23 protein-coding genes are annotated in these 21,122 nt (G+C 43.9%); 11 read left to right on the top strand and 12 right to left on the bottom strand.

Annotated elements, in window-relative coordinates; genetic code table 11:
* The first annotated feature begins 160 nt into the window (after positions 1-160).
* Complete coding sequence (locus GTQ38_RS17965) at positions 161-706, top strand: hypothetical protein (RefSeq protein ID WP_238858020.1); 546 nt, start codon at positions 161-163, stop codon at positions 704-706.
* Here GTQ38_RS17965 and clpX read toward each other — a convergent pair.
* The 7 genes from clpX to GTQ38_RS18000 form a co-directional block, all read right to left on the bottom strand.
* Positions 703-1,938 (bottom strand): ATP-dependent Clp protease ATP-binding subunit ClpX, encoded by a 1,236-nt coding sequence (gene clpX, locus GTQ38_RS17970; RefSeq protein ID WP_161436951.1) that lies wholly within the window; start codon positions 1,936-1,938, stop codon positions 703-705. The two genes, GTQ38_RS17965 and clpX, sit on opposite strands and share 4 nt — an antisense overlap.
* Before the next feature lie 92 nt (positions 1,939-2,030).
* Complete coding sequence (gene clpP, locus GTQ38_RS17975; RefSeq protein WP_161436952.1) at positions 2,031-2,711, bottom strand: ATP-dependent Clp endopeptidase proteolytic subunit ClpP; 681 nt, start codon at positions 2,709-2,711, stop codon at positions 2,031-2,033.
* Positions 2,712-2,796: 85 nt separating this feature from the next.
* The gene (gene tig, locus GTQ38_RS17980) at positions 2,797-4,119 is read right to left on the bottom strand and encodes a trigger factor (protein ID WP_161436953.1); all 1,323 of its coding nucleotides are present in this window, start codon (positions 4,117-4,119) and stop codon (positions 2,797-2,799) included.
* A 149-nt stretch (positions 4,120-4,268) separates the two neighbouring features.
* Complete coding sequence (locus GTQ38_RS17985) at positions 4,269-4,619, bottom strand: phage holin family protein (protein WP_161436954.1); 351 nt, start codon at positions 4,617-4,619, stop codon at positions 4,269-4,271.
* Positions 4,620-4,694: 75 nt separating this feature from the next.
* The gene (locus GTQ38_RS17990; RefSeq protein WP_161436955.1) at positions 4,695-6,197 is read right to left on the bottom strand and encodes an SGNH/GDSL hydrolase family protein; all 1,503 of its coding nucleotides are present in this window, start codon (positions 6,195-6,197) and stop codon (positions 4,695-4,697) included.
* Positions 6,198-6,326: 129 nt separating this feature from the next.
* A complete protein-coding gene (locus GTQ38_RS17995) occupies positions 6,327-7,097 on the bottom strand; it encodes an alpha/beta fold hydrolase (RefSeq protein WP_161436956.1) in 771 nt (256 codons plus the stop codon).
* Complete coding sequence (locus GTQ38_RS18000; RefSeq protein ID WP_161436957.1) at positions 7,097-7,810, bottom strand: pyridoxine 5'-phosphate synthase; 714 nt, start codon at positions 7,808-7,810, stop codon at positions 7,097-7,099. The genes GTQ38_RS17995 and GTQ38_RS18000 overlap by 1 nt, the downstream gene beginning before the upstream one ends.
* 93 nt (positions 7,811-7,903) lie before the next feature.
* Between GTQ38_RS18000 and GTQ38_RS18005 the strand changes: the two genes are divergently transcribed.
* The 8 genes from GTQ38_RS18005 (at position 7,904) to murI (ending at position 15,975) form a co-directional block, all read left to right on the top strand.
* Positions 7,904-8,560, top strand: coding sequence for a CBS domain-containing protein (locus GTQ38_RS18005; RefSeq protein ID WP_161436958.1), 657 nt, complete (start codon positions 7,904-7,906; stop codon positions 8,558-8,560).
* A gap of 4 nt (positions 8,561-8,564) precedes the next feature.
* Positions 8,565-9,446, top strand: a complete 882-nt coding sequence (locus GTQ38_RS18010; protein ID WP_161436959.1) for an NAD kinase — start codon at positions 8,565-8,567, stop codon at positions 9,444-9,446.
* A 114-nt stretch (positions 9,447-9,560) separates the two neighbouring features.
* The gene (gene porG / locus GTQ38_RS18015) at positions 9,561-10,247 is read left to right on the top strand and encodes a type IX secretion system protein PorG (RefSeq protein WP_161436960.1); all 687 of its coding nucleotides are present in this window, start codon (positions 9,561-9,563) and stop codon (positions 10,245-10,247) included.
* 9 nt (positions 10,248-10,256) lie between these two features.
* On the top strand, positions 10,257-10,997 hold the full coding sequence (locus GTQ38_RS18020) for an isoprenyl transferase (protein WP_161436961.1): 741 nt from the start codon (positions 10,257-10,259) through the stop codon (positions 10,995-10,997).
* 4 nt (positions 10,998-11,001) lie between these two features.
* Positions 11,002-13,608, top strand: coding sequence for an outer membrane protein assembly factor BamA (bamA, locus tag GTQ38_RS18025; protein ID WP_161436962.1), 2,607 nt, complete (start codon positions 11,002-11,004; stop codon positions 13,606-13,608).
* 105 nt (positions 13,609-13,713) lie between these two features.
* Complete coding sequence (locus GTQ38_RS18030) at positions 13,714-14,538, top strand: OmpH family outer membrane protein (protein ID WP_161436963.1); 825 nt, start codon at positions 13,714-13,716, stop codon at positions 14,536-14,538.
* A gap of 47 nt (positions 14,539-14,585) precedes the next feature.
* Complete coding sequence (locus GTQ38_RS18035; protein ID WP_161436964.1) at positions 14,586-15,095, top strand: OmpH family outer membrane protein; 510 nt, start codon at positions 14,586-14,588, stop codon at positions 15,093-15,095.
* A 91-nt stretch (positions 15,096-15,186) separates the two neighbouring features.
* Positions 15,187-15,975, top strand: a complete 789-nt coding sequence (gene murI / locus GTQ38_RS18040; protein ID WP_161436965.1) for a glutamate racemase — start codon at positions 15,187-15,189, stop codon at positions 15,973-15,975.
* 155 nt (positions 15,976-16,130) lie between these two features.
* Here the strand turns inward: murI and GTQ38_RS18045 are convergent, their stop codons facing one another.
* Positions 16,131-16,631 (bottom strand): dihydrofolate reductase, encoded by a 501-nt coding sequence (locus GTQ38_RS18045; RefSeq protein ID WP_238858036.1) that lies wholly within the window; start codon positions 16,629-16,631, stop codon positions 16,131-16,133.
* An 11-nt stretch (positions 16,632-16,642) separates the two neighbouring features.
* Positions 16,643-17,032, bottom strand: a complete 390-nt coding sequence (locus tag GTQ38_RS18050; RefSeq protein WP_161436967.1) for a 2TM domain-containing protein — start codon at positions 17,030-17,032, stop codon at positions 16,643-16,645.
* 60 nt (positions 17,033-17,092) lie between these two features.
* Here GTQ38_RS18050 and GTQ38_RS18055 point away from each other — a divergent pair, with 60 nt between their 5' ends.
* Both GTQ38_RS18055 and GTQ38_RS18060 read left to right on the top strand, forming a co-directional pair.
* Positions 17,093-18,178, top strand: a complete 1,086-nt coding sequence (locus GTQ38_RS18055) for an aminotransferase class V-fold PLP-dependent enzyme (RefSeq protein WP_161436968.1) — start codon at positions 17,093-17,095, stop codon at positions 18,176-18,178.
* Between the two features lie 153 nt (positions 18,179-18,331).
* Positions 18,332-18,628 (top strand): isoamylase early set domain-containing protein, encoded by a 297-nt coding sequence (locus tag GTQ38_RS18060; RefSeq protein ID WP_161436969.1) that lies wholly within the window; start codon positions 18,332-18,334, stop codon positions 18,626-18,628.
* A 51-nt stretch (positions 18,629-18,679) separates the two neighbouring features.
* On the opposite strand, the gene GTQ38_RS18065 is transcribed toward GTQ38_RS18060, so the two are convergent.
* Genes GTQ38_RS18065 through egtB form a run of 3 tightly spaced genes read right to left on the bottom strand, consistent with a single transcriptional unit; the run spans position 18,680 to position 21,112 of the window.
* Positions 18,680-18,961 (bottom strand): DUF427 domain-containing protein, encoded by a 282-nt coding sequence (locus GTQ38_RS18065; protein WP_238858021.1) that lies wholly within the window; start codon positions 18,959-18,961, stop codon positions 18,680-18,682.
* Positions 18,962-18,963: 2 nt separating this feature from the next.
* The gene (gene egtD, locus GTQ38_RS18070; protein ID WP_161436970.1) at positions 18,964-19,935 is read right to left on the bottom strand and encodes an L-histidine N(alpha)-methyltransferase; all 972 of its coding nucleotides are present in this window, start codon (positions 19,933-19,935) and stop codon (positions 18,964-18,966) included.
* 16 nt (positions 19,936-19,951) lie between these two features.
* Complete coding sequence (egtB, locus tag GTQ38_RS18075; RefSeq protein ID WP_161436971.1) at positions 19,952-21,112, bottom strand: ergothioneine biosynthesis protein EgtB; 1,161 nt, start codon at positions 21,110-21,112, stop codon at positions 19,952-19,954.
* Positions 21,113-21,122 lie beyond the last annotated feature (10 nt).

Below are 21,122 nucleotides of genomic sequence, written 5' to 3' on the forward strand. Positions count from 1 at the left end.
TACATCAACCAGCAAGCCCTAAAGTTGTAGGATAAATCTCAATAAATCTTAACTACGTCGATGATTTGCTCCCGATGAACAATTAAATAAGCGTATTTAGCGTTAATTGTCCAACTTAGAGGACGAAACTTGACCAAACCTTATTAATAAAACTACTTCAATGGCAGAAAGATTAGTTGTTTTATCGGACATGTGGGGGGCCAGAAAAGGCCTCTGGATCACTTCCTATCTCGGATACCTTCAGCAATATTTTGATATAGTTTACTACGATAGCCAGCAGTTGGCAGACCTGGACGTGGTTGTTCATACCCGTGAAAACCTCTGTAAAGCATTTTTCGACGGAGGAAGAGAAACAGCTATTGCACAGATTTTGCGCAAAGAAACGGAACCCAGTCACTACCTGACCTTTTGTGCAGGTGGGACTATAGGTTGGGAAGCTGCCTTAAAAGGTTTGCCTATGAAATCGCTTTACGCGGTTTCTCCGATCAATCTGCACTTACAGGATCAGAAACCGGATTGCCCCGTTAACCTTCTTTTCGGGGAATATCAGGAAGAAAAACCGGATGCCGCCTGGGCCAAAGAGTTGGGCGTGACCATGGATGTGGTTCCTCAATTCGGGAATGAATTGTACTCAGACGAGAAAATAATTCAGAAAGTCTGTTTAAGCCTGCTTGAGAGGGTGCTGAAGAAGCAGTTTCAGTATTAAGATACCGCCTTTAATTTTTTCACAGTTTCATGCGATAGCTTGTCTTCCGCATAAGGTTTGGTGACCTTAAATTCTTTTTCATCGCTGCTGGGCAATTCAAACATCGCATCGGTAAACACAGCTTCACATAAAGATCTTAAACCTCTGGCCCCTAGTTTATACTCTATAGCCTTTTCAACGATATAGTCCAGCGCCTGTTCAGTGATTTTAAAACTGATCCCGTCCATGGCAAAGAGCTTTTCGTACTGTTTGATGATGGCGTTCTTTGGTTCGGTAAGAATAGCTCTAAGCGTCTTTTTGTCCAGGGGATTCATATGAGTTAGTACCGGTAGACGACCTATGATTTCAGGGATCAATCCAAATTCTTTCAGATCTTTTGGGATGATATACTGCAGCACATTGTCCTGGTCCAGGTTTTCCTCCCTTTTGGAAGCACTGTACCCGATTGCCTGCATGTTCAGCCGCCTGGTGATAATACGCTCAATACCGTCAAAAGCACCTCCGGCAACAAAGAGAATGTTCTCTGTATTTACTTCTATGAATTTTTGGTCCGGATGCTTTCTGCCTCCCTTGGGCGGTACATTCACGACGGTACCTTCGAGAAGTTTTAGCAGTCCTTGTTGCACCCCTTCACCGGAAACATCACGGGTAATAGAAGGGTTATCACTTTTTCTGGCTATTTTGTCGATCTCATCGATAAAAACAATACCGCGTTCCGCCTTTTCAAGGTTGTAATCCGCGGCCTGCAGTAATCTGGTGAGAATACTCTCTACATCTTCTCCAACATAACCGGCCTCTGTAAGGACGGTGGCATCCACAATGGCGAGGGGTACGTTTAGCATTCTCGCGATGGTCTTGGCCATAAGGGTTTTTCCGGTACCGGTCTGGCCAACCATTACAATATTGCTTTTCTGAATTTCTATATCGTCTTCCTTGGAACTGGGCTGCAACAAACGCTTATAGTGGTTGTAAACAGCAACGGACATCACTTTTTTGGTACGCTCCTGCCCGATGACGAAGGTATCCAGGAAATCTTTGATCTCCAGGGGCTTTTTCAGTATTAGCTCTGCGGAAAGGTCGTCACTTCTGGACTGCCGTGATTCCTCAGCTACTATGCCGTGGGCCTGTTCTATGCAGCGATCACAGATATGTGCATCCAAACCTGCGATCAACAGGTTGGTTTCCGGCTTTTTCCTGCCACAAAAAGAACATTCCAGATTTTCCTTTGCCATAATTCCTTACTTTCTTATCTATAACGGCTTAAAACTAAATTTGGTTTATGAGGAGCCCGGTCTAAGCCGTAATCGGGTGTATTTTGTCGAAATTAATCCTTATCCCTTTCTAAGATCTCATCAATCATACCGTATTCCAGTGCTTCCGCGGCTTTCATCCAGTAATCCCTGTCACTGTCTTCATAGACTTTCTCAAATTTCTGACCGGAATGTTTGGAGATGATCTGATACAATTCATCTTTGATCTTTAATACTTCCTTTGCCGCGATCTCAATATCACTTGCCTGTCCCTGGGCTCCGGACATGGGCTGGTGGATCATCACACGGCAATGCGTAAGCCCGCTGCGCTTGCCTTCCTCTCCTGCACATAGCAATACAGCCGCCATGGAAGCCGCCATTCCTGTGCAGATGGTAGCCACATCCGGCTTAATGAACTGCATGGTATCGTAAATTCCCAGGCCGGCATAGACACTTCCGCCAGGGGAATTGATATAGATCTGAATATCTTTGGAAGAATCCGCACTGGCCAGAAATAGCAGCTGTGCCTGGACAATATTGGCAACCTGGTCGTTGATACCTGTGCCCATAAATATGATCCTGTCCATCATAAGCCTGGAGAAAACGTCCATAGCAATAGCATTTAACTGCCTTTCCTCAATTATATTAGGAGTCATATTCGTAGGATACATACTGCTGATGATCCTGTCGTAATACAAACTGTTAACTCCTCGGTCTTTTATAGCGTAATTCTTGAATTCTTTGCCGTAATCCATGTTTTTTATGACTGTTTTTTGATAAAAAAAAGGTGCCGAAAAACAATTTTCGGCACCGTAAAGATACTTATTTTATTTGGGAAAATTACCCGTAGACCTCTTTGACGAAGTTTTCGTAAGTGACCTCCTTTACTTTCAAATTGGCCTTTTCCTTGTAGAGGTTCAGAAGTTTCTGACTCATCAGCTGTTCGGATAATCTCTTTACCTCATCCTGGTTGCTCATCACACGCATCACAATGGGCTCCAGCTCCTCGTCCTGCGGATTGGTTTGGCCGTATTGTGCCATCTGTGATTTAATGAAGTCCTTGGTGAATTCCTTGAGCTCGTCGAACTGGATATCCATATTGTTATCCTTGATGATCTTTCCTTCGATCAGCTGGTACCTTAGTCCTTTTTCGGACTTTTCGTATTCATCTTCAGCTTCCTCAGGTGTCAGGGGTTTTTCTCCCGTCATCTGGATCCACTTTTTCAGGAATTCCGTCGGCAACTCGAACTTGGTATTTTCGATCAGGTTTTCCGTAAGATCATTGAGCAGTTTCTGATCTGATTGTTGCTCAAACTGTTTTTCGGAATCCGTTTTGATCTTTGCCTTTAGTTCTTCCTCGGAACTAACTTCGTCCTTTCCAAAAAGTTTGTCAAATAACTCCTGGTCCATTTTAGCCAGTTCCCGCTCGTTGATCTCTTCAATGGTGAATTCAACTTCAATACTCAGCTTTTCCGCTTTATCCCTGGCTATGCCCAGGGCACTTGAAAGTAAATAGTCTTCCGAGAAGAGATCTTTGGTTTTGAGAGTGACCACATCGCCAACCTTTTTACCTTCCAGCAGGCTTTTGGATTTTTTGCTCTTAATTTTATCCAGCTCAATGGTGGTTTTATTCTCGATCTCCTCAGCTTCATTCCTGAAGGTACCGTTTAGCTCGTCATTTTTTCCGACTTCGCTTTTGCTTTTGAGTTTTCCGTATTGCTTTCTTATGCGCTCTACCTGCTCATCGATCATTTTTTTGTCCGCAACGATCTTGTAGTGGGTGATGGCCTTTTTGGACTTCAACGGAACCTCAAAGTCTGGGGCAAGCCCTAACTCAAACTCAAAGGCGAATTCTTCTGCATCCCAGTTAAAATTGTCCTGTTGCTTTGGCAGTGGGTTACCCAGTACGTCCAGTTTTTCTTCTGTGAGGTATTTGTTGAGGTTATCCTGTAATAGTTTATTCACCTCATCCACCAAAACGGCCTTACCGTATTGCTTTTTGATCAGCCCCATAGGCACATGACCCTTTCTAAAGCCTGGAATATTAGCCTGTCTTCTATAGTCTTTGAGGATCTTCTCTACCTTCTCATGGTAATCCTCTTTGGTAATTGCCACCGTTACAATGGCATTCAATTCATCAATCTGCTCTTTGGTGATATTCATCGCACTCTTTTATTTTCTTAGGTCTCCTTAAAACCCTAAACCTTAATCCGCCCTAAGGTTTCGTTTTTTTTGTCTGAAAACGGGTTGCAAAAGTAGTGTATTTTGTGAAGTTCAACAACTTTTTAGAGGCCGGAATTCCGAGGCTCAGTTCAATCCTTTTTTCCGTCTTTAAGCAGGGAAAAAAGTATGGATTGGAGAAAGGACAAAAGCAGGCTAAACAACAAGGCCCACCAGATGCTATTTACATAGAAACCGTCTATCAGGCGGTCAGCCAGCAGTATAATAATGGCATTAATAACCAGCAGGAATAGTCCGAATGTGATGATAGTCACCGGCAGTGTAAGGATGATGAGTATAGGTTTTACGATAAAGTTCAGCAGACTGAGCACCAGGGCCACAATGATGGCGGTGGTATAGGAATCTACTCCTGCCCCGGGAAGCACTTTTGCCAGGATAACCACGGCCAGTGCGCTTAATAGGATTCTGAGAATGAATTTCATGCCTTTTGGTTTTTAGTTAAAGAAAAAAGGTACCGATCTTGATCGGTACCTTTAAATGTAAAGAATATTTTCTTGCTAATTAACGTAAAGGCCGGTATAATCCAAAGGCTCTACTCCAGGTAGGTTGGAACCGTATTTTTCATTGATGGTTTTTATAAATTCATTTGCGATGAGAGCATAACCCCGGGGTGACGGATGAACTCCGTCCAGAGAGAAGCCGCCGCCTGTACCATAGGTGGAAGATACCGTACTCCCATCTGATAATTGAACCCCTAACTGGTCTACAATATCCAGATACGTATTCATGTCTACCAGGGCAACGTCATAGGTCTGGGCCAGGACCTCAAGGCTCTGATTGTAAGCCATCACTGCATTACCAATAGTGATCTGCTCTTCTGGAGTGAGCACCCACTCATCCCCAAGTGGCACAGCCACACCGTTGATGGAGGTAGGATCGTTTGGATTCGCCAATGTCCCGATAAAAGTCTGAGAGGTAAAAATCAATAGATCCTGTTCCGTAGCCTGGCGCATATTGATCAGGGCCGGGTTAAATCCTGTAAGGTCCGTAAGGTCCTCGTCTATGATAACTACAGCGTTGGTATCACCAGCGCTGAAAGAGATCTGTCTGGCCTCGGCTTCCTGAGGGGTAAGCGCCATCAGTCCTGCTAATTGCGTTACTCCGGCATTATAAGCCGCATAGGCATTGTTTAAAAGTTCCGCGGTAGCGGCATCAAGCGGTACCGGATTATGAGGAACTGTTGTGAAAAAAGGTATGGAAGTAACATCGGGTATGTTCGCGATGACCCCTCCGCTTGCACTTGCTGTTAAGGTTGCCAAAAGACCGTCATAGATGCCGGCGAAAGCCGTAGGGTCTGTAATATCTGCCGGGCCATAACTACTCGGATCCGGATTTCCGGTCTGATCTACCCCTGATGCTCCGGCTATCGCATAACCAAGTATGTCGTTATTGCCTATCCACAAGGAGAAGAAAGTTGGTGCCTGAGCTGCTGCATCTCCAATTACCGTTGCCGTGGGGGAGGATGCAAACCTGGCATAATAAGGATTCGCCAGGCCCAGGGCCACACCGCTTACATTACCGTAGCCGGGTGCCACTAAATGATAGCTTTTCGCTCCGGGAACGCCCATATTGTTGAAAGGGCCAGAAAGTGTTTCTGTGATTTCCGTGGCTCCCATACCACTAACTTCTACCGGGGTTGGTGAACCTGAAGAAAAATCCAGGATCAGGCGGTTGCCCAAAATCGGGGTGCCTCCAAGGGTAGCTCCTCCGAGATTATCGGCCATAAATGGAATGGAAAAACTTCCACCGCCTGCAAGCGCGAAATTCGAAGCCAGCATATTAGGCATGGAAGCAGTTTGCCCGTCCATAAAAAGAGCGGCATCGGAAAAGCCCGCGGTAAGCGAATTTCCAACCGCGACATAATTAGAAAAATTAGCGCTACCGCTGGTGTATTCAACGGCTGGGGGATCTACTACTTCGGGCGGGATCACCTCGTCATCATCACTGCAGGAAAGAAGGAAAAGTCCTGCAAAAGCCATCAAGGCCAAAAGCTTTTTCATATACAAAAATTTGAGTTAGTTTATGAGAGTCCTTTAGTTTGTTAGGTTGGGCCAAATTAAAGGAAAATTATGACACCCACAACGAAAGGCCTTATAAAATTATGCATGCATAATAAATTGGGACGTTTTTTAGGAATTTAGAAATTTTTGGGTCACCTGGAAAAACTGCTCCGGATTTTCGGCATGCAGCCAATGCCCGGCCTTGTCAATAGTTTCGACTTCAGCATCCGGAAAATACATCCTGATCATAGGAATATCCGCATCCGCGATGTATTCCGATCGGTCACCGCGAACAAACAAGGACTGGGATCCAAAAAGGCAGCCGCCACCTGCTTCTTCCCCGATCTCTTCCATTTTATGACGTAATACCTGAAGATTAAAGCGGAATCCAAGTTTACCGGGTTCCATCCAATAAAGGCTTTTCAAGAGGAACTGCCTTATTCCCCAATCAGACAGGTGTAGGGCAAGTTGCTTATCTGCTTCCCCTCTTGAGGACAATTCTTCCAGAGGCACTTTAAGCAGCGCGTCGATGATCTGTTGGTGGTGAGGAGGATAATATTTAGGTGCAATATCAGCGATGAGGAGTTTTTCAACCCTTTCAGGAAAATCGCAGGCGAACTGCATAGCGGTTTTCCCTCCCATGGAATGCCCCAGAATATTGGCGCTCTGAATGCCGTGATAATCCTGGTAGGCCTTCAGGTCCTGTGCCATCAGACTGTAGTTGAAATCCTCTGACCAAAAGCTCCTGCCATGGTTTCGCTGATCGATAAGGTGAACTTCAAATCCGGATGTCGCGTATCGATTCCCCAGGCTTTTCCAATTGTCAGCCATTCCCAGAAAGCCATGTAGAATACAAAGTGGTTGTCCGCTGCCCAGTATTTTAGAATGTAGTATCTCCATTATTTAAGTCGGTGTAAATACATATTGATCACATTTTCCAGGCCAAGGTACAGGGACTCGCATATGAGGGCATGACCTATGGATACTTCCAACAGATTGGGTACATTCTCCTTAAAGTATCGGATGTTATCAAGATTAAGATCGTGGCCGGCATTAATCCCCAAGCCTACCTCATTAGCCACAACGGCAGCCTCCGTAAAGGATCTTACAGCTTGCTGAGGGTCTTTAACGAAAGTCTTTGCATAAGTTTCGGTATACAATTCAATACGATCCGCACCTGTTTTGGCGGCACCTTCAACCTGTTTTGAGACCGGGTCCACAAAGATGGAAGTACGTATACCGGCGTCTTTGAAAGTACTGATCACCTCCTTCAGGAAGTCCGCATTTTTATGGGTATCCCAACCCGCGTTGGAGGTAATGGCATCTACCGAGTCCGGAACAAGGGTTACCTGGGTAGGTTTTACCTCCAGTACCAGATCGACGAACTTAGGTATGGGATTACCTTCAATATTATATTCGGTAGTGACTACGCTTTTGAGGTCCCTGGCATCCTGATATCTGATATGCCTTTCATCCGGCCTTGGATGCACAGTGATACCTTCGGCACCAAAGCGCTCTATGTCCTGAGCCACAGCTACCACATCGGGTACATTGCCACCTCTTGAGTTCCTCAGGGTAGCAATTTTATTTATATTAACGCTTAATCTTGTCATTTTATCGGATTGATAATTTATGAGCCGCAAAAATACAAATTAGGCATACCTTTTGATATTTAAAATTACTATTTTGCGAGAGTTATGGGTCTAATGCAGATACAGTCACATATAATCAATTCAGTGCCGTACTTTGAGGTAAAGGATTCCTTAAAAGAAGTGATCACTTTTTTTAACAACAGTACCTATTCTCATGTGGCAATTATTGAAGACGGACGCTTTGCAGGAACCCTGTCTGAAAATGATCTGGCAACCTTTGAAAAAGAAAAGAACATAGAGGACTATCGTTATAACCTGGAGTCTTTTTTTGTGGATAAGCGCACTTCCTGGCTGGATGTACTTGAGGTTTTCGCACGTAATGAGACCAATCTTGTTCCTGTATTGGACGATGATGGATATATACAGGGTTATTATGACCTGAACGATGTTGTTGGCGTTTTCATTGATACTCCATTTTTTACCGAGCCTGGTGGGATACTGGTTGTGGCCAAAGGGATCAGGGATTACTCTTTTAGTGAGATAGCCCAGATTGTGGAAAGCAATAATACCAAACTGTTGGGTGCCTTTATTACGGACTCCCGCAATGAGGTGATACAGATCACCCTGAAAATAGGTACAACGAATCTCAATGACGTCATACAAAGTTTTAGACGTTACAACTACAACATTTTGTTTGGGAATAATGATGACCAATTCCTGGAAGACCTCAAGCAAAGGTCAGACTACCTCGATAAATACCTAAACGTATAGTAGCATGAAAGTTGCTGTTTATGGTCAGGCCCAACAAGGAGGTGCCCTTGACTACGTTCTCGAATTACTGGAAGAACTGGCTTCGAGGAAGGCTCACGTCCTAATTGAATCTTCCTTTTACAAACTCCTGAAGGCCTCCAAAGGAATATCTGATTATCCCGTTTTCACAGATACATACGGCCTGGATAGCTCCATGGACATGCTTGTAAGTTTCGGCGGGGACGGAACCATCCTCAGGGCTATTACCTTTATTGGGAATCTCGGCATCCCCGTGGTTGGCGTAAATACCGGAAGACTGGGATTCCTGTCTACCTTTAAGAAAGAGGATGTACGAAAGGTGATACAGGAATTTGAGGCAGGTGCCTATACCATTGTTGAAAGAAGCCTGGTGGAAGTCCATGCAGATTATGAAATCCCGGAGTTTGGTCTGTTGAATTTCGCACTGAATGAGGTTACTGTAAGTAGAAAAGATACCACTTCCATGATCACCGTGGAGACTCACCTGAACGGGGAATACCTCACATCTTATTGGGCGGATGGTCTTATTGTGGCCACGCCAACAGGTTCTACGGGCTACTCCCTGAGTTGTGGTGGGCCTGTGATCACCCCTACGGCTCAATCGCTGGTTATCACACCCATCGCACCGCATAATCTTAACGCCCGGCCATTAGTAATATCGGACGATACGGAGATCAGGCTAAAAGTATCCGGAAGAGAGATGAATCACCTTGTCTCCCTGGATTCCAGGATTGCCACCCTGGAGAACGGCCAGGAGATCATCATAAAAAAAGCCGGTTTTACCGTTAAGATGATCGAATATACTTCAGAGAGCTTTCTCAAAACGCTTAGAAACAAATTGCTGTGGGGCCAGGACAGGCGTAATTGATGGCTGGAGAAAACAATAAATAAGACCAAAAGCTGTTTATCAAAGGAGAACAGGAATATAATAATCGTATGGTTAAAAAGCCGGAATTATTATATTTGCAAACTTTTGGAATTAATGAGAGTATTTCTTGTTGTAATCCTTACATTGATTTTTGTTGATCTAAGAGCGCAAACCTACGAAGTAGGGCTTTTTGCAGGAGCTGCCAACAATATTGGTGATGTAGGGAGGACCAATTTCATATTGCCCTCCGGCCTGGCTGTCGGTGGCCTGTTTAAGTGGAACAAGAGCAGGCGTTATGCATGGCGAGCCAGTTTGATTTACGGGAAATTCACCGCAGATGATTCCAAATCAGATATCGCTTCCAGGAGGCAAAGAGGTTACGAAGTGGATAATAACATTTTAGAAGCCTCCGCGGGACTGGAGTTTAATTTTGTAAATTATAACCTGCACAAGCTGGGACCTGCATTTACGCCATATCTGTACACCGGAGTTACTTACTTCAGGTACGATTTTCGTTATTTTGATGCCGGTCAGCTGCAGGACATAGATCAGAGAGACGGAGCATTTGCCATACCAATGACAGTGGGTGTAAAAGGAAGGATCAATCAATATCTAATTTTGGGAGCCGAGATCGGCGCCCGCTATACCTTTACCGATAATCTGGATGCCAGTAATCCTGAAGGCTCTAATTTTGAGCAATTTAGGTTTGGTAACATTTTTAGCGATGATTGGTATGTTTTCTCTGGAATTACCTTAACTTATACCTTTGGCAGGAAGCCATGTCAGGACTGTTTTGAGTAATACGGAACAATGAGCACTTTAGAGGATCTTAAAAGCGGGCACTTACCGGAGCACCTTGCTATTATCATGGATGGTAATGGCAGATGGGCGCAGCAACGCGGTAAGTTGAGGGTTTTTGGCCACGAGAACGGTGTTAGCGCTGTGAGGCAGACCGTTGAGAACTGCGCCAAACTCGGAATTTCATATTTAACACTCTACGCCTTTTCAACCGAAAACTGGAAAAGACCCAAGTTGGAGGTAGACACGCTTATGAGCCTGCTCGTTTCTTCTCTTAAAAAAGAACTTAAAACGCTTACCGAAAACAATATCAAACTCAATGCGATAGGGAATATTTCCTCCCTGCCAAAAAGAGCAAAGCGGGAGTTGCAGGAGGTTATAGAAAAGACTTCAAAAAACACTGCTATGACCCTGACTTTGGCTTTGAGTTATGGTGCCAGGGAAGAGCTGAAAACCGCTGTAAAGCAGATAAGTACCAAAGTTAAAAATAATATAATTTCGCCTGAAAAAATTGATGAAACCATTATTAATAACCATCTTTACACGCATGATTTGCCAGACGTAGACTTGCTAATCCGTACCAGTGGGGAACATCGGATCAGCAATTTTTTACTTTGGCAGATAGCCTATGCAGAATTATATTTTATTGACGTACTTTGGCCCGATTTTAGTGAGCACCATTTGGCAGAGGCCATATTGAATTACCAGAACAGAGAACGAAGATTTGGAAAAACTAGCGAACAACTCAACTAGCGGTATGAAAAGATTCATATCTCTTGAACTCCTTTTAACTCTCTTACTACTTTTTTTCACCCTAAGCACCTTCTCCCAGGACGTCAATTACGACCCAGACAAAAAATATATACTTGGAGGCCTGGAAGTTACAGGCTTACAGAGCTATAATGAGCAAACCGTTAAAACCTATACTGGTCTCAGGGTAGGTCAGCCTATCTCTTTCAGAGGAGATCAGATCAGCGCGGTTATTAAAAAGCTCTGGGGGCTGGAGTTATTTAGTGATATTGAGTTTTTCGTTACCAGGATAGAAGGTGAAACCATCTTCCTGGAACTTTACATTCAGGAAAGGCCCACCCTGTCCAAGGTGACCATTTTTGGGGTGAAAAAGCGGAAAGTAGACGACATTGTTAAAGAAACCGACCTAAAGAAGGGTAAAAAAATTACTGAGAGTCTTATTGCAAATACTAAGAATTACCTTCAAAACAAGTATAAAAAGCAAGGCTTTCTAAACACCAGAGTTAATATTGTTACCGCTAAAGACACTTCGGAGACCAATGCACAAAGCATGGTGATCAACGTTAAAAAAGGTGATAAGGTTAAGATTAAGGACATCACTTTTGAAGGGAATGAGAAGCTCTCGGCACGCAAGCTTCGCAAGTCCATGAAAAATACCAAGAAAAGGAAACCGGGCCGTTTCTGGAAGAAATCCAAATTCATACGAAATGACTATAGCGAAGACCTTTCTTCCCTGATCGATAAATATGCTGAGAATGGTTACAGGGATGCGCGGGTGCTCGCCGACACTGTTGAGGTAATTAATGACAAAAGAATTAAGATCAACATAAAGGTAGAAGAAGGGAACAAATACTATTTTGGAGACATCAATTTTGTGGGGAACTCAGTCTACACAGACCGTCAGTTGGGTCAGGTGTTAGGTATCAGGAAAGGCTCTACTTATAATGGTGTACTCTTGAGAGAGCGAATTGCGGACGATTCCAAACCGGACGCTGAAGACCTTACTAATCTATATCAGAACAACGGATACCTCTTCTCCCAGATCAACCCAGTGGAAGTATCTGCCCAGAATGATACCATTAATTTTGAAATACGGATCATAGAAGGAAAAGAGACCTTTCTTAACCATGTGACCGTAAGCGGGAACGACAAAACCAACGATCATGTGATATTTAGGGAATTGCGCACCCGTCCGGGACAGAAATACAGCAAAGACAATATTATTCGAAGTGTAAGGGAACTAGGGCAGCTCGGGTTTTTTGATGCGGAACAGATTAAGCCCGACATCCAAAATCCTGATCCGAATTCAGGAACGGTAGACCTGGCTTACAGCCTGGTAGAATCCGGTTCCAGCCAAATAGAGCTTCAGGGGGGCTATGGCGGTGGAGGCTTCATCGGAACCCTTGGGCTTTCATTTAGTAACTTTTCCATACAGAATATATTCAACGGCAAAGCGTATAAACCTGTTCCCATGGGAGATGGGCAGACCTTCGCCTTACGGGTACAGGCCAGCCGTACTTTCAGGGTTTACAGCCTGAATTTTTCCGAACCCTGGCTTGGGGGGAAAAAGCCGGTAAGGTTTAACCTGTCTTTGTCCAGGACCCAGCAGTTCCTCGCTTCCTTTAGCAATACCGGGCGTGTTCAGGTAAACCGGGATCAGCAGTTTTCCATCACCGGTATTTCCTTGGGTCTTGCAAAAAGGGTTCAGTGGCCGGACGACTTCTTTACCGTATCCCATGCCCTGAGTTACCAGCTCTATGATTTTGAGAACTACCGAACCGGACTCTTTAATTTCGGGAATGGTACATCCAACTCATTGGCTTATACTATTGGGATTTCCAGGAGTTCTGCCGGACCTGGGAGGATATACCCGCTTACGGGGTCCATTTTTGAGGTGACTGCAAAGTTCACCCCGCCTTATTCGCTTTTTAGCGATAAGGATTTCAAAAGCCTGAGGGAAAGAAGTGAAGAATTAAGTGAAAAGCGCGCCACAGAAGGATTGACGGCTGAGGAATTGACCGAGTTGGAAACCGTAGATCAGGAGCGCTTCAAATGGCTGGAGTTTTACAAGGTTAAATTCAAGGGCGATTGGTATACACGTCTTGTAGAGAAATTGGTATTGCGCACTAATATAGAGTTTGGGTTCTTAGGTAGTTACAATGCCGATGTGGGAAAGGTACCGTTTGAAAGGTTCTTTCTTGGAGGTGATGGTTTGGGCCGGAACTTCACCCTGGATGGCCGGGAAACCATACAGTTAAGGGGATATGAGAACAATTCACTTACCCCGGTAGACCCCATAACCAATCAGCAGGAAGGGGGGATCGTGTACAATAAGTACTCCATGGAACTGCGATATCCCCTAACTCTTAAACCTTCTGCGTCTATTTATGCGCTGGGTTTTTTAGAAGCTGGAAATTCTTTCAACAATTTTCAGGAGTTTAATCCGTTTCAAATAAAAAGATCGGCCGGAGTGGGGTTGCGTATATTTATGCCAGCCTTTGGTCTTCTGGGGATAGACTTTGGTTACGGCTTTGATGAAGATCTGAGACCATCTGCGGTTGGACAAGGACCGAGCGGATGGCAGACGCACTTCATTATAGGGCAACAATTCTGATAAGGATAAACTTTCCAGGGGGGCAATCATAGATGGTAATCCGCTCATTTTAATTGTTTTAGTAATTTTGGCACGATATTTTCTATGTTTAAAGCGATTTCAAAAATGAAACAAAAAGTTCTTGTATTTGTAGCCCTTACGTTCATTACATCAGCCGCGTTAGCGCAACGCGGAGTGCGAATAGGTTACGTGGACATGGAGTATATCCTGGAAAATGTGGAGGAGTACCGCGAGGCAAGTGAACAGCTCGAAAATAAAGTTCAGAAATGGAAGGTGGAGATCGAGCAAAAGCAGAGCGAAGTGGAACAAATGCGCAAAGATCTGATGGCGGAGAAAGTGCTGCTTACAGATGAGTTGATCGCGGAGCGGGAAGAAGAGATCCAGATCCTGGAAAAGGAAATGCTGGAATATCAGCAGAACAGATTCGGCCCTCAGGGAGACCTTGTGATTCAGAAAAGGTTATTGATACAGCCCATACAAGACCAGGTTTTTAACGAGGTTCAGAAGATCGGAGCGAATAAAAAGTACGATTTTATTTTCGATAAATCTGCGGATGTTGTAATGTTGTACTCCGAAAAAAGGCACGATATCAGCGAGTTAGTACTCAGAGGTATCGCGAGGACCAGGAGAATAAGCAAGCCTAAGAAGAAAGCCAGCGCCAAAAGCGCCCTGGAAGAGTTCGAAGGGGAGCCGGAAGAAGAGATCAGCGCGGCGCTTAAGGAAAGACAGGATAAGGCTGCGGCCGCTGCGGAAGCCAGGGCCAAAACCGCTGAAGAAAGAAGGGCGGAACAGCTGAGGATCAGGGAAGAAAGAAAAAAGGCCTACGAGGCCAGAAGGAAAAAACTCCTGGAAGAAAGGGAGGCCCGTAGAAAAGCGAAACAAGAAGAAAGGCTCAAATTAACGGAGCAAAAGAAAGATACCATCAACTAGGTCAAATAATTAAAATTAATTAACACTCAAATAGTAAATTAGAAATCATGAAACACGTAAAGAAAGTAGCTGTTGCTGTAGTTCTGTTTATTGCCGCTACCAGTTTTGTCAATGCTCAAAGCAAAGTTGCGCATATCAATGTTACGGACTTGCTGGCTGAAATGCCCGAGATGAAATCTGCGCAGGCTGAACTCAAGAAACTACAGGAAACCTACAGGGCCGATATTGAAAGTTCCATGACTGAACTAAAGAACAAGTATACCCAATATCAAAGCGAAGCTTCGGCTAAGTCCAAAGAGGAGAACGAAAAAAGAGCTATTGAGCTACAGGGTTTTGAAAAGAATATAGGAGAAGCACAGCAAGCTGCACAACAGGAATTGGCTAAAAAACAAGCAGAGCTCTTCGAGCCAATCTCTAAGAAAGCGATGGCTGCCATTGAGAAAGTCGCGGCTTCTCAAGGTTTTGATTACGTAATTGATGCAACCCAGGGAGGTGGTTTGATCGTGGCCAAAGGCCCGGACCTTCTGCCAGCTGTTAAACAGGAACTGGGATTTTAATGTTCAGATAAAATATTTGGAACCGCACAGGACCTGTTGTCTGTGCGGTTTTTTTATTTTTAAGAAACGCTTAAAGTCAGTTTAAAGCATTATGGACAAGAGGCCCATAGGAATTTTTGACTCCGGGGTAGGAGGTACTTCAATTTGGAAGGAGATCCATAGACTACTTCCGGGAGAAAGTTCAGTGTACCTGGCTGATAGTAAGAATGCGCCTTATGGAGAAAAGTCAAGACAGGAGATCATTGATCTCAGTAGAAAGAATACAAAGCTACTGATAGAACGCGGCTGCAAACTTATTGTCGTCGCTTGCAATACGGCTACGACAACGGCTATTAGTCAGCTAAGGGCCGAATATGAATTACCTTTTATAGGTATTGAGCCTGCTATTAAACCTGCCGCACTGCAATCCGCTACCGGAACCGTTGGGGTTTTGGCTACCAAAGGAACACTGAGCAGCCAATTGTTCAATACCACTTCTCAAAATCATGCCCATCACATAGAAATAGTAGAACAAGAAGGTAAGGGCCTGGTTCGGTTGATAGAAGCGGGGCGAGTGAATTCTGAAGAGACCAGGCAATTACTTCAAAAATTTCTTCAGCCCATGTTGGACGCAAATATGGATCATCTGGTGTTAGGATGTACCCATTATCCTTATTTAATCCCGGAGCTACGGGAGTTATTGCCAGATGACATTAAGATCATCGACTGCGGTGAAGCTGTAGCCAGGCAAACCAAAAAAGTCCTCGAAAAGAAAGGTTTGTCGAATACTTCCGAAGAAAGACCCATACATCAATTCTACTCCAATTCCGATGTCGCGGTTTTAAGTCGGTTTTTGGAAGGTGTACCGGGGATAATGCAACCAGAGTTTTTGGAATTTTAGGTTGATAGACACTTAGACTGTTGGACTTTTGGATGATCCGATGGTTAGACGATTAGATAGTTAGAGTTTTAGACAGTTAGATAGTTAGATTAGAACTGATTACTGTTCACTGCCCACTGATTTCATCCGCCGAAGCTTTAGCGAAGGAGGACTGATTACTGTTTACTGTTTTCAACACCCACCCTTTCATAGGTAAGATACGTAAAATCAAAGGCGTGTCTTTCGTCTTTCGGGTGGTATTCTTCTTTGATAAGTCGCCAGTAACTTTCGTCAATTTCCGGGAAAAATGTGTCAGCCTTAAAATCCGCATGCACCCTGGTAAGTTCCAGCATATGAGCATATGGCATTCCCAGACGGTATATTTCTCCTCCTCCAATAATATATGCGGTCTCATCTTTACCTAAAAGTCCTAGGGCAGCTTCAAACGAATGAACAAGTCTGCAACTTTCAAAATCTATGGTGTAATTGGGATCACGGGTAATGATAATATGGTCCCTGTCCGGCAGCGGTTTTGGAAAACTTTCAAAGGTTTTTCTCCCCATGATCATTTTGTGGCCAGTTGTCAATCGCCGGAAACGCTTGAAATCATCCGGTAAGTGCCAAAGCAATTGGTTGTCCTGGCCTAAAGCGTTGTTCTCTCCGGCCGCGGCGATCATGACGAGGTTTCTCACAGGTCTTTTTTTTTATTGACATTAGACAACGGAAACTCTGTCTCGATTTCCTTCTGTATAGAAGCGATCTTTTCCCGTTGTTTCCGAACCAGTTTCTCCCGTTCCTTCCTCTCCCAGGCTGCTCCCATAAATTTTTGAGTAACAAAAACATTGAAAAGATGGACAACAAACAGAAATCCCCAGAAGATGATAGCCCAGGCAAACCAATCGTACTGCTCGCCGTATTTCAGTATTTTGTTGATAAGCACCAGGAAAACGCTTCCAATAAGAAACAAGACGAAGTGAATGAACAAGCTCTTTTTCTGGCGCACCCTTTTTTGGGCATACTCCAGCAACTCATGCTGTTCAGGGTCTATTTTCGCATTCTTTTTCTGTTTGGAAAACATGCTTATGGCTATCTTTAACCACAAAGATAAACCAATTCGCACTTACCGAAATCGCCGATAATGCAAGAGATCAGAAAACACTATCCCGTATTGAGTCAATACCTGTATGCCAACACAGCCTCCACCGGACTGTTGAGCGATAGATTGGTGGAGTGGCGCCAGGAACACGACCTCGATTTTCTGATCGGCGGGAGTATCATGAAAATGAAAAGTTTTGACCTGGTCTCGGAGACCAAAGATACAGTTGGTGATTTTTTTGGTTGTAAAAGAGACAGGGTGGCTCTGGTCCCTAACTTTTCTACCGGCTTGAACTTTTTACTCGAAGGCCTGGATAAAAGTAGTAAAGTGTTACTTCTCGAAGAAGACTACCCATCAGTTAACTGGCCTTTTGAAATGCGAGGATTTCCGCTGGTCTATGCGAGAATTGATGAATCGCTGGAACAAAACATATTGGAGAAGATCAGGGCGGAAAAGATAGATGTATTCGCTCTTAGCCTGGTACAATGGACCAACGGCATCGTCGTTGACCTGAATTTTCTGAAAAGTTTAAAACAGGAATTTCCTGAATTGATCATCATCGCAGACGGCACACAATTTTGCGGGGCTTTTGATTTTGATTTTGACACCTCCGGGATAGACATACTGGGTGCTAGTAGTTACAAATGGCTACTGGCCGGTTTTGGCAACGGGTTTTTTCTTTTTAAAGAAGAAATCGCGCACCGCTTTGAGCCAAAGGCTGTGGGTTACAATACCGCAGGGGAGCGGAAAGCACTTGATAACCATATCCGGTTTTCCAAATACTTTGAACCGGGACATCAGGACAGTTTCAATTTTGGAAGTCTGAAGTTTGCCCTGGAAAATTTGTCGGAGATCGGAATGCCGGAGATTATAGCCCAGAATCAAAAACTTCAAGAACACGCCAGGTCGGCATTTGCTTCACTAGGCTTGTTGGAAGAAAAAGTCGTAAAACGAAAAGATCACAGTACAATATTTAACATTCGCGGAACAGACCAAATGTTCAAGCATCTCGTAGATAATAATGTAGTATGTTCTCAAAGAGGTGCAGGGATCAGACTCAGTTTTCACTTCTACAATACGGTAAATGAGATAGACCAAATTGCGGAAATAATAAAAAGTGGGATCTAATGATTGACTACTCTTGAAAAATAAATTAGCTTTTTTGCGAAGGTAAACTTATCATCAGGCTTATTTTAGGAAATTGATAAATATGAGTTTAATCATTGTAAATGAGCTATTTAATATCTTTTTTTGCACCTTAAATTTTTAAACAGATAGATTATGGCAATAGCAAAACAGTATTTAAAGACCAAGCCGGTATGTAAAGTGACCTTTACTGTTCCTGCTGAAGACGCAAAAAAAGTAGCTGTAGTTGGAGATTTCAACAACTGGAATCCTAAAGGCAGTCTTTTGAAGAAACTAAAGAACGGTACCTTTAAAGGTACTTTTGATCTACCTAAAGAAGCTACCTATGAATTCAGGTACCTGGTAGACGGTAATTATGTAAATGATGAAGCTGCTGATCGCTATCAGTGGAACGATTTTGCAGGTGCCGAGAACGCCGTTCTTGAACTGTAGTAAAAAACGTAAAAATCTAAGGTCGGGGTCCCTATTGAGGACCCCTGGCTTTTAGTCGACAATCTCGACTCCCTTCCAAAAGGCCACTCGTCCTTTGATGGGCTTGGCCAGTTCGCTTACCTCTGGATAATACCAGGCGGCATCTGGGTTTTCCTGTCCGTCTACTTCCAGAGTATAGTAAGACGCGACCCCTTTCCAAGGGCAGGTCGTGTGGGAACTACTGTCCTTAAAATACTCTTTTCTGATACTCTCCGCTGGAAAATAGTGATTGTTTTCCACTACAACAGTATCATCACTTTCCGCTATCACTTTGTTATTCCAAATTGCTTTCATTATTAATGCTTCTTTAAAACATAATCTTTATAATAGCCCATGCTGTCACTGAATTCACCGGAAACATAAAGCCCCGCCTCTGATGCCAGCCAGTGCAGGACTTCGTCGTCATATTTCTGTGAGATCTCAGTGTGTATCGTCTCCCACTTTCTGAATTTAACATCCAAATCCAGTTTACTTATGAAAACCTCCTGGTCCTCACGGGACACCAGGTAACTTTTGGCTGTTCCGCTTTCCGGATCGTATACTTCCCAGTGAAGGAACTTATCAGGATCAAAATTCCCCTGAAGTTCCCGATTGATCCGATGCAGAATGTTCTTATTGAAGGCTTCCGTTATTCCCGCAGCGTCATTATAAGCATCCAGAATGACCTTTGGATGTTTTTTTTGATCAAAACCCACAAACAGCAGGTCGTCTGTCCGCATAAGTTCCTGCAGTTGTTTTAAAAAGTCTACCGCCTGGGGATGTAAAAGGTTGCCGATATTGGATCCCAGGAATAGCAATACCTTTCGTTGTTGATCCAGCTGATTGATATGTTCAAGGCTTTCAAAATAAGTTCCGCGATGCGGAGAAATGGACAAGCCTGGAAATTCTTCTAATAAGGAATGTTCTAATTGATCCAGGGCATTCTGACTGATATCAATGGGGCTGTAGGTGAAGTGATTGTTATCGCCAAGCAGCTGTTTCAGAAGGACCCGGGTTTTTAATCCGTCTCCTGCACCCAACTCGATGAGGTTAAAAGGTTCACCACGTTCAGCAAAGAGGTCCGCTATGGCCTTTTTATGTGTTTTGAAGATCTCTAATTCACTATTTGTAAGGTAGTATTCAGGCATATTCATGATGTCCTGAAATAACTTGTCTCCTTTCTTATCGTAAAAATATTGAGACGAAAGATGTTTGGGATACTCACTGAGGCCCTTAAAAACATCTGCCTCGAATTGCGTTGTAAACGTTTCGGTTATTTTTTGTTGCATGCCTTATATGTCGGAATTAGCGGGCCAACCTTAATCCGGTGTATTGCCAGCGTAATTGGGGGTGAAAGAAATTGCGATAAGTCGCTCTTGTGTGATTATTTGGAGTGGCTATAGATCCGCCTCGAAGTACTTTTTGACTAACCATAAATTTACCGTTGTACTCTCCGAGGGCTCCTTCTGCCTTTAGGTATCCGGGATAGGGAAGGTAAGCGCTTTCTGTCCATTCCCAGCGTTCACCCCAGGAGAAAGATCGTTGAGCGGCTTCCCACTCAAATTCTGTTGGGAGTCTGCATCCTTTCCACTGTGCAAAGGCGAAAGCCTCAAAATATGAAATATGTGTTAGGGGGGTGTTCGGAACAATGCTTTGTAATCCCCCTAAAGTAAAGTGATGCCATTCTTCATTGATACGGTGCCAATAGAGTGGTGCTGATATCTTTTGCTCATTCACCCAATCCCAACCTTCGGCATGCCAAAGTTCAAATTTCTGATATCCTCCATCCTCGATGAATTCCTGGAACTCGGCATTGGTCACCAGGGAATTTGAAATCTCATAGGGTTCCAGATACACTTTGTGTTTTCCCAATTCATTATCATAACAAAACTCTTCGGAATCATGCCCTATTTCATAAACTCCTCCATCCATGCTGATCCACTCCGGCAGGCCATTTTCAGTCACATGTTCCTCAACTTTGGTAGAATATACCGGAAGCAAGGGATTGTTTCCCAGAATGTACTTAATATCAGTAAGTAATAATTCCTGATGCTGTTTTTCATGATGAATCCCGATCTCGAGCAGTTCGTTCAGCTCTTTGGAGCTTTTTTCAGTGAATAAGCGGCTTATATGTTCCGTAACATATTTACGGTATTCATAAACTTTCTGTACCGATGGCCTTGACAGATTACCCCGGTCTGCCCGAACCACCCTTTTGCCTACAGTTTCGTAATAGCTATTGAAAACAAAGGAAAAATCCTCATCAAAAAGTTGATAATCCTGGGAGTATGGCTTTAAAATGAATTCCTCAAAGAACCAGGTGGTATGCCCTAAGTGCCACTTAGGCGGAGACACGTCAACTACAGGTTGTACCACGTAATCCTCAATCTCCAGGGGTTCACATAGTGCTTCGCTGTGCTTTCGGGTTTCCAGAAAGAAATCCAGTAGCGTATCGGTAAGTATCATGAAAGCGATT

Source organism: Poritiphilus flavus (assembly GCF_009901585.1).
Lineage (GTDB): Bacteria > Bacteroidota > Bacteroidia > Flavobacteriales > Flavobacteriaceae > Poritiphilus > Poritiphilus flavus.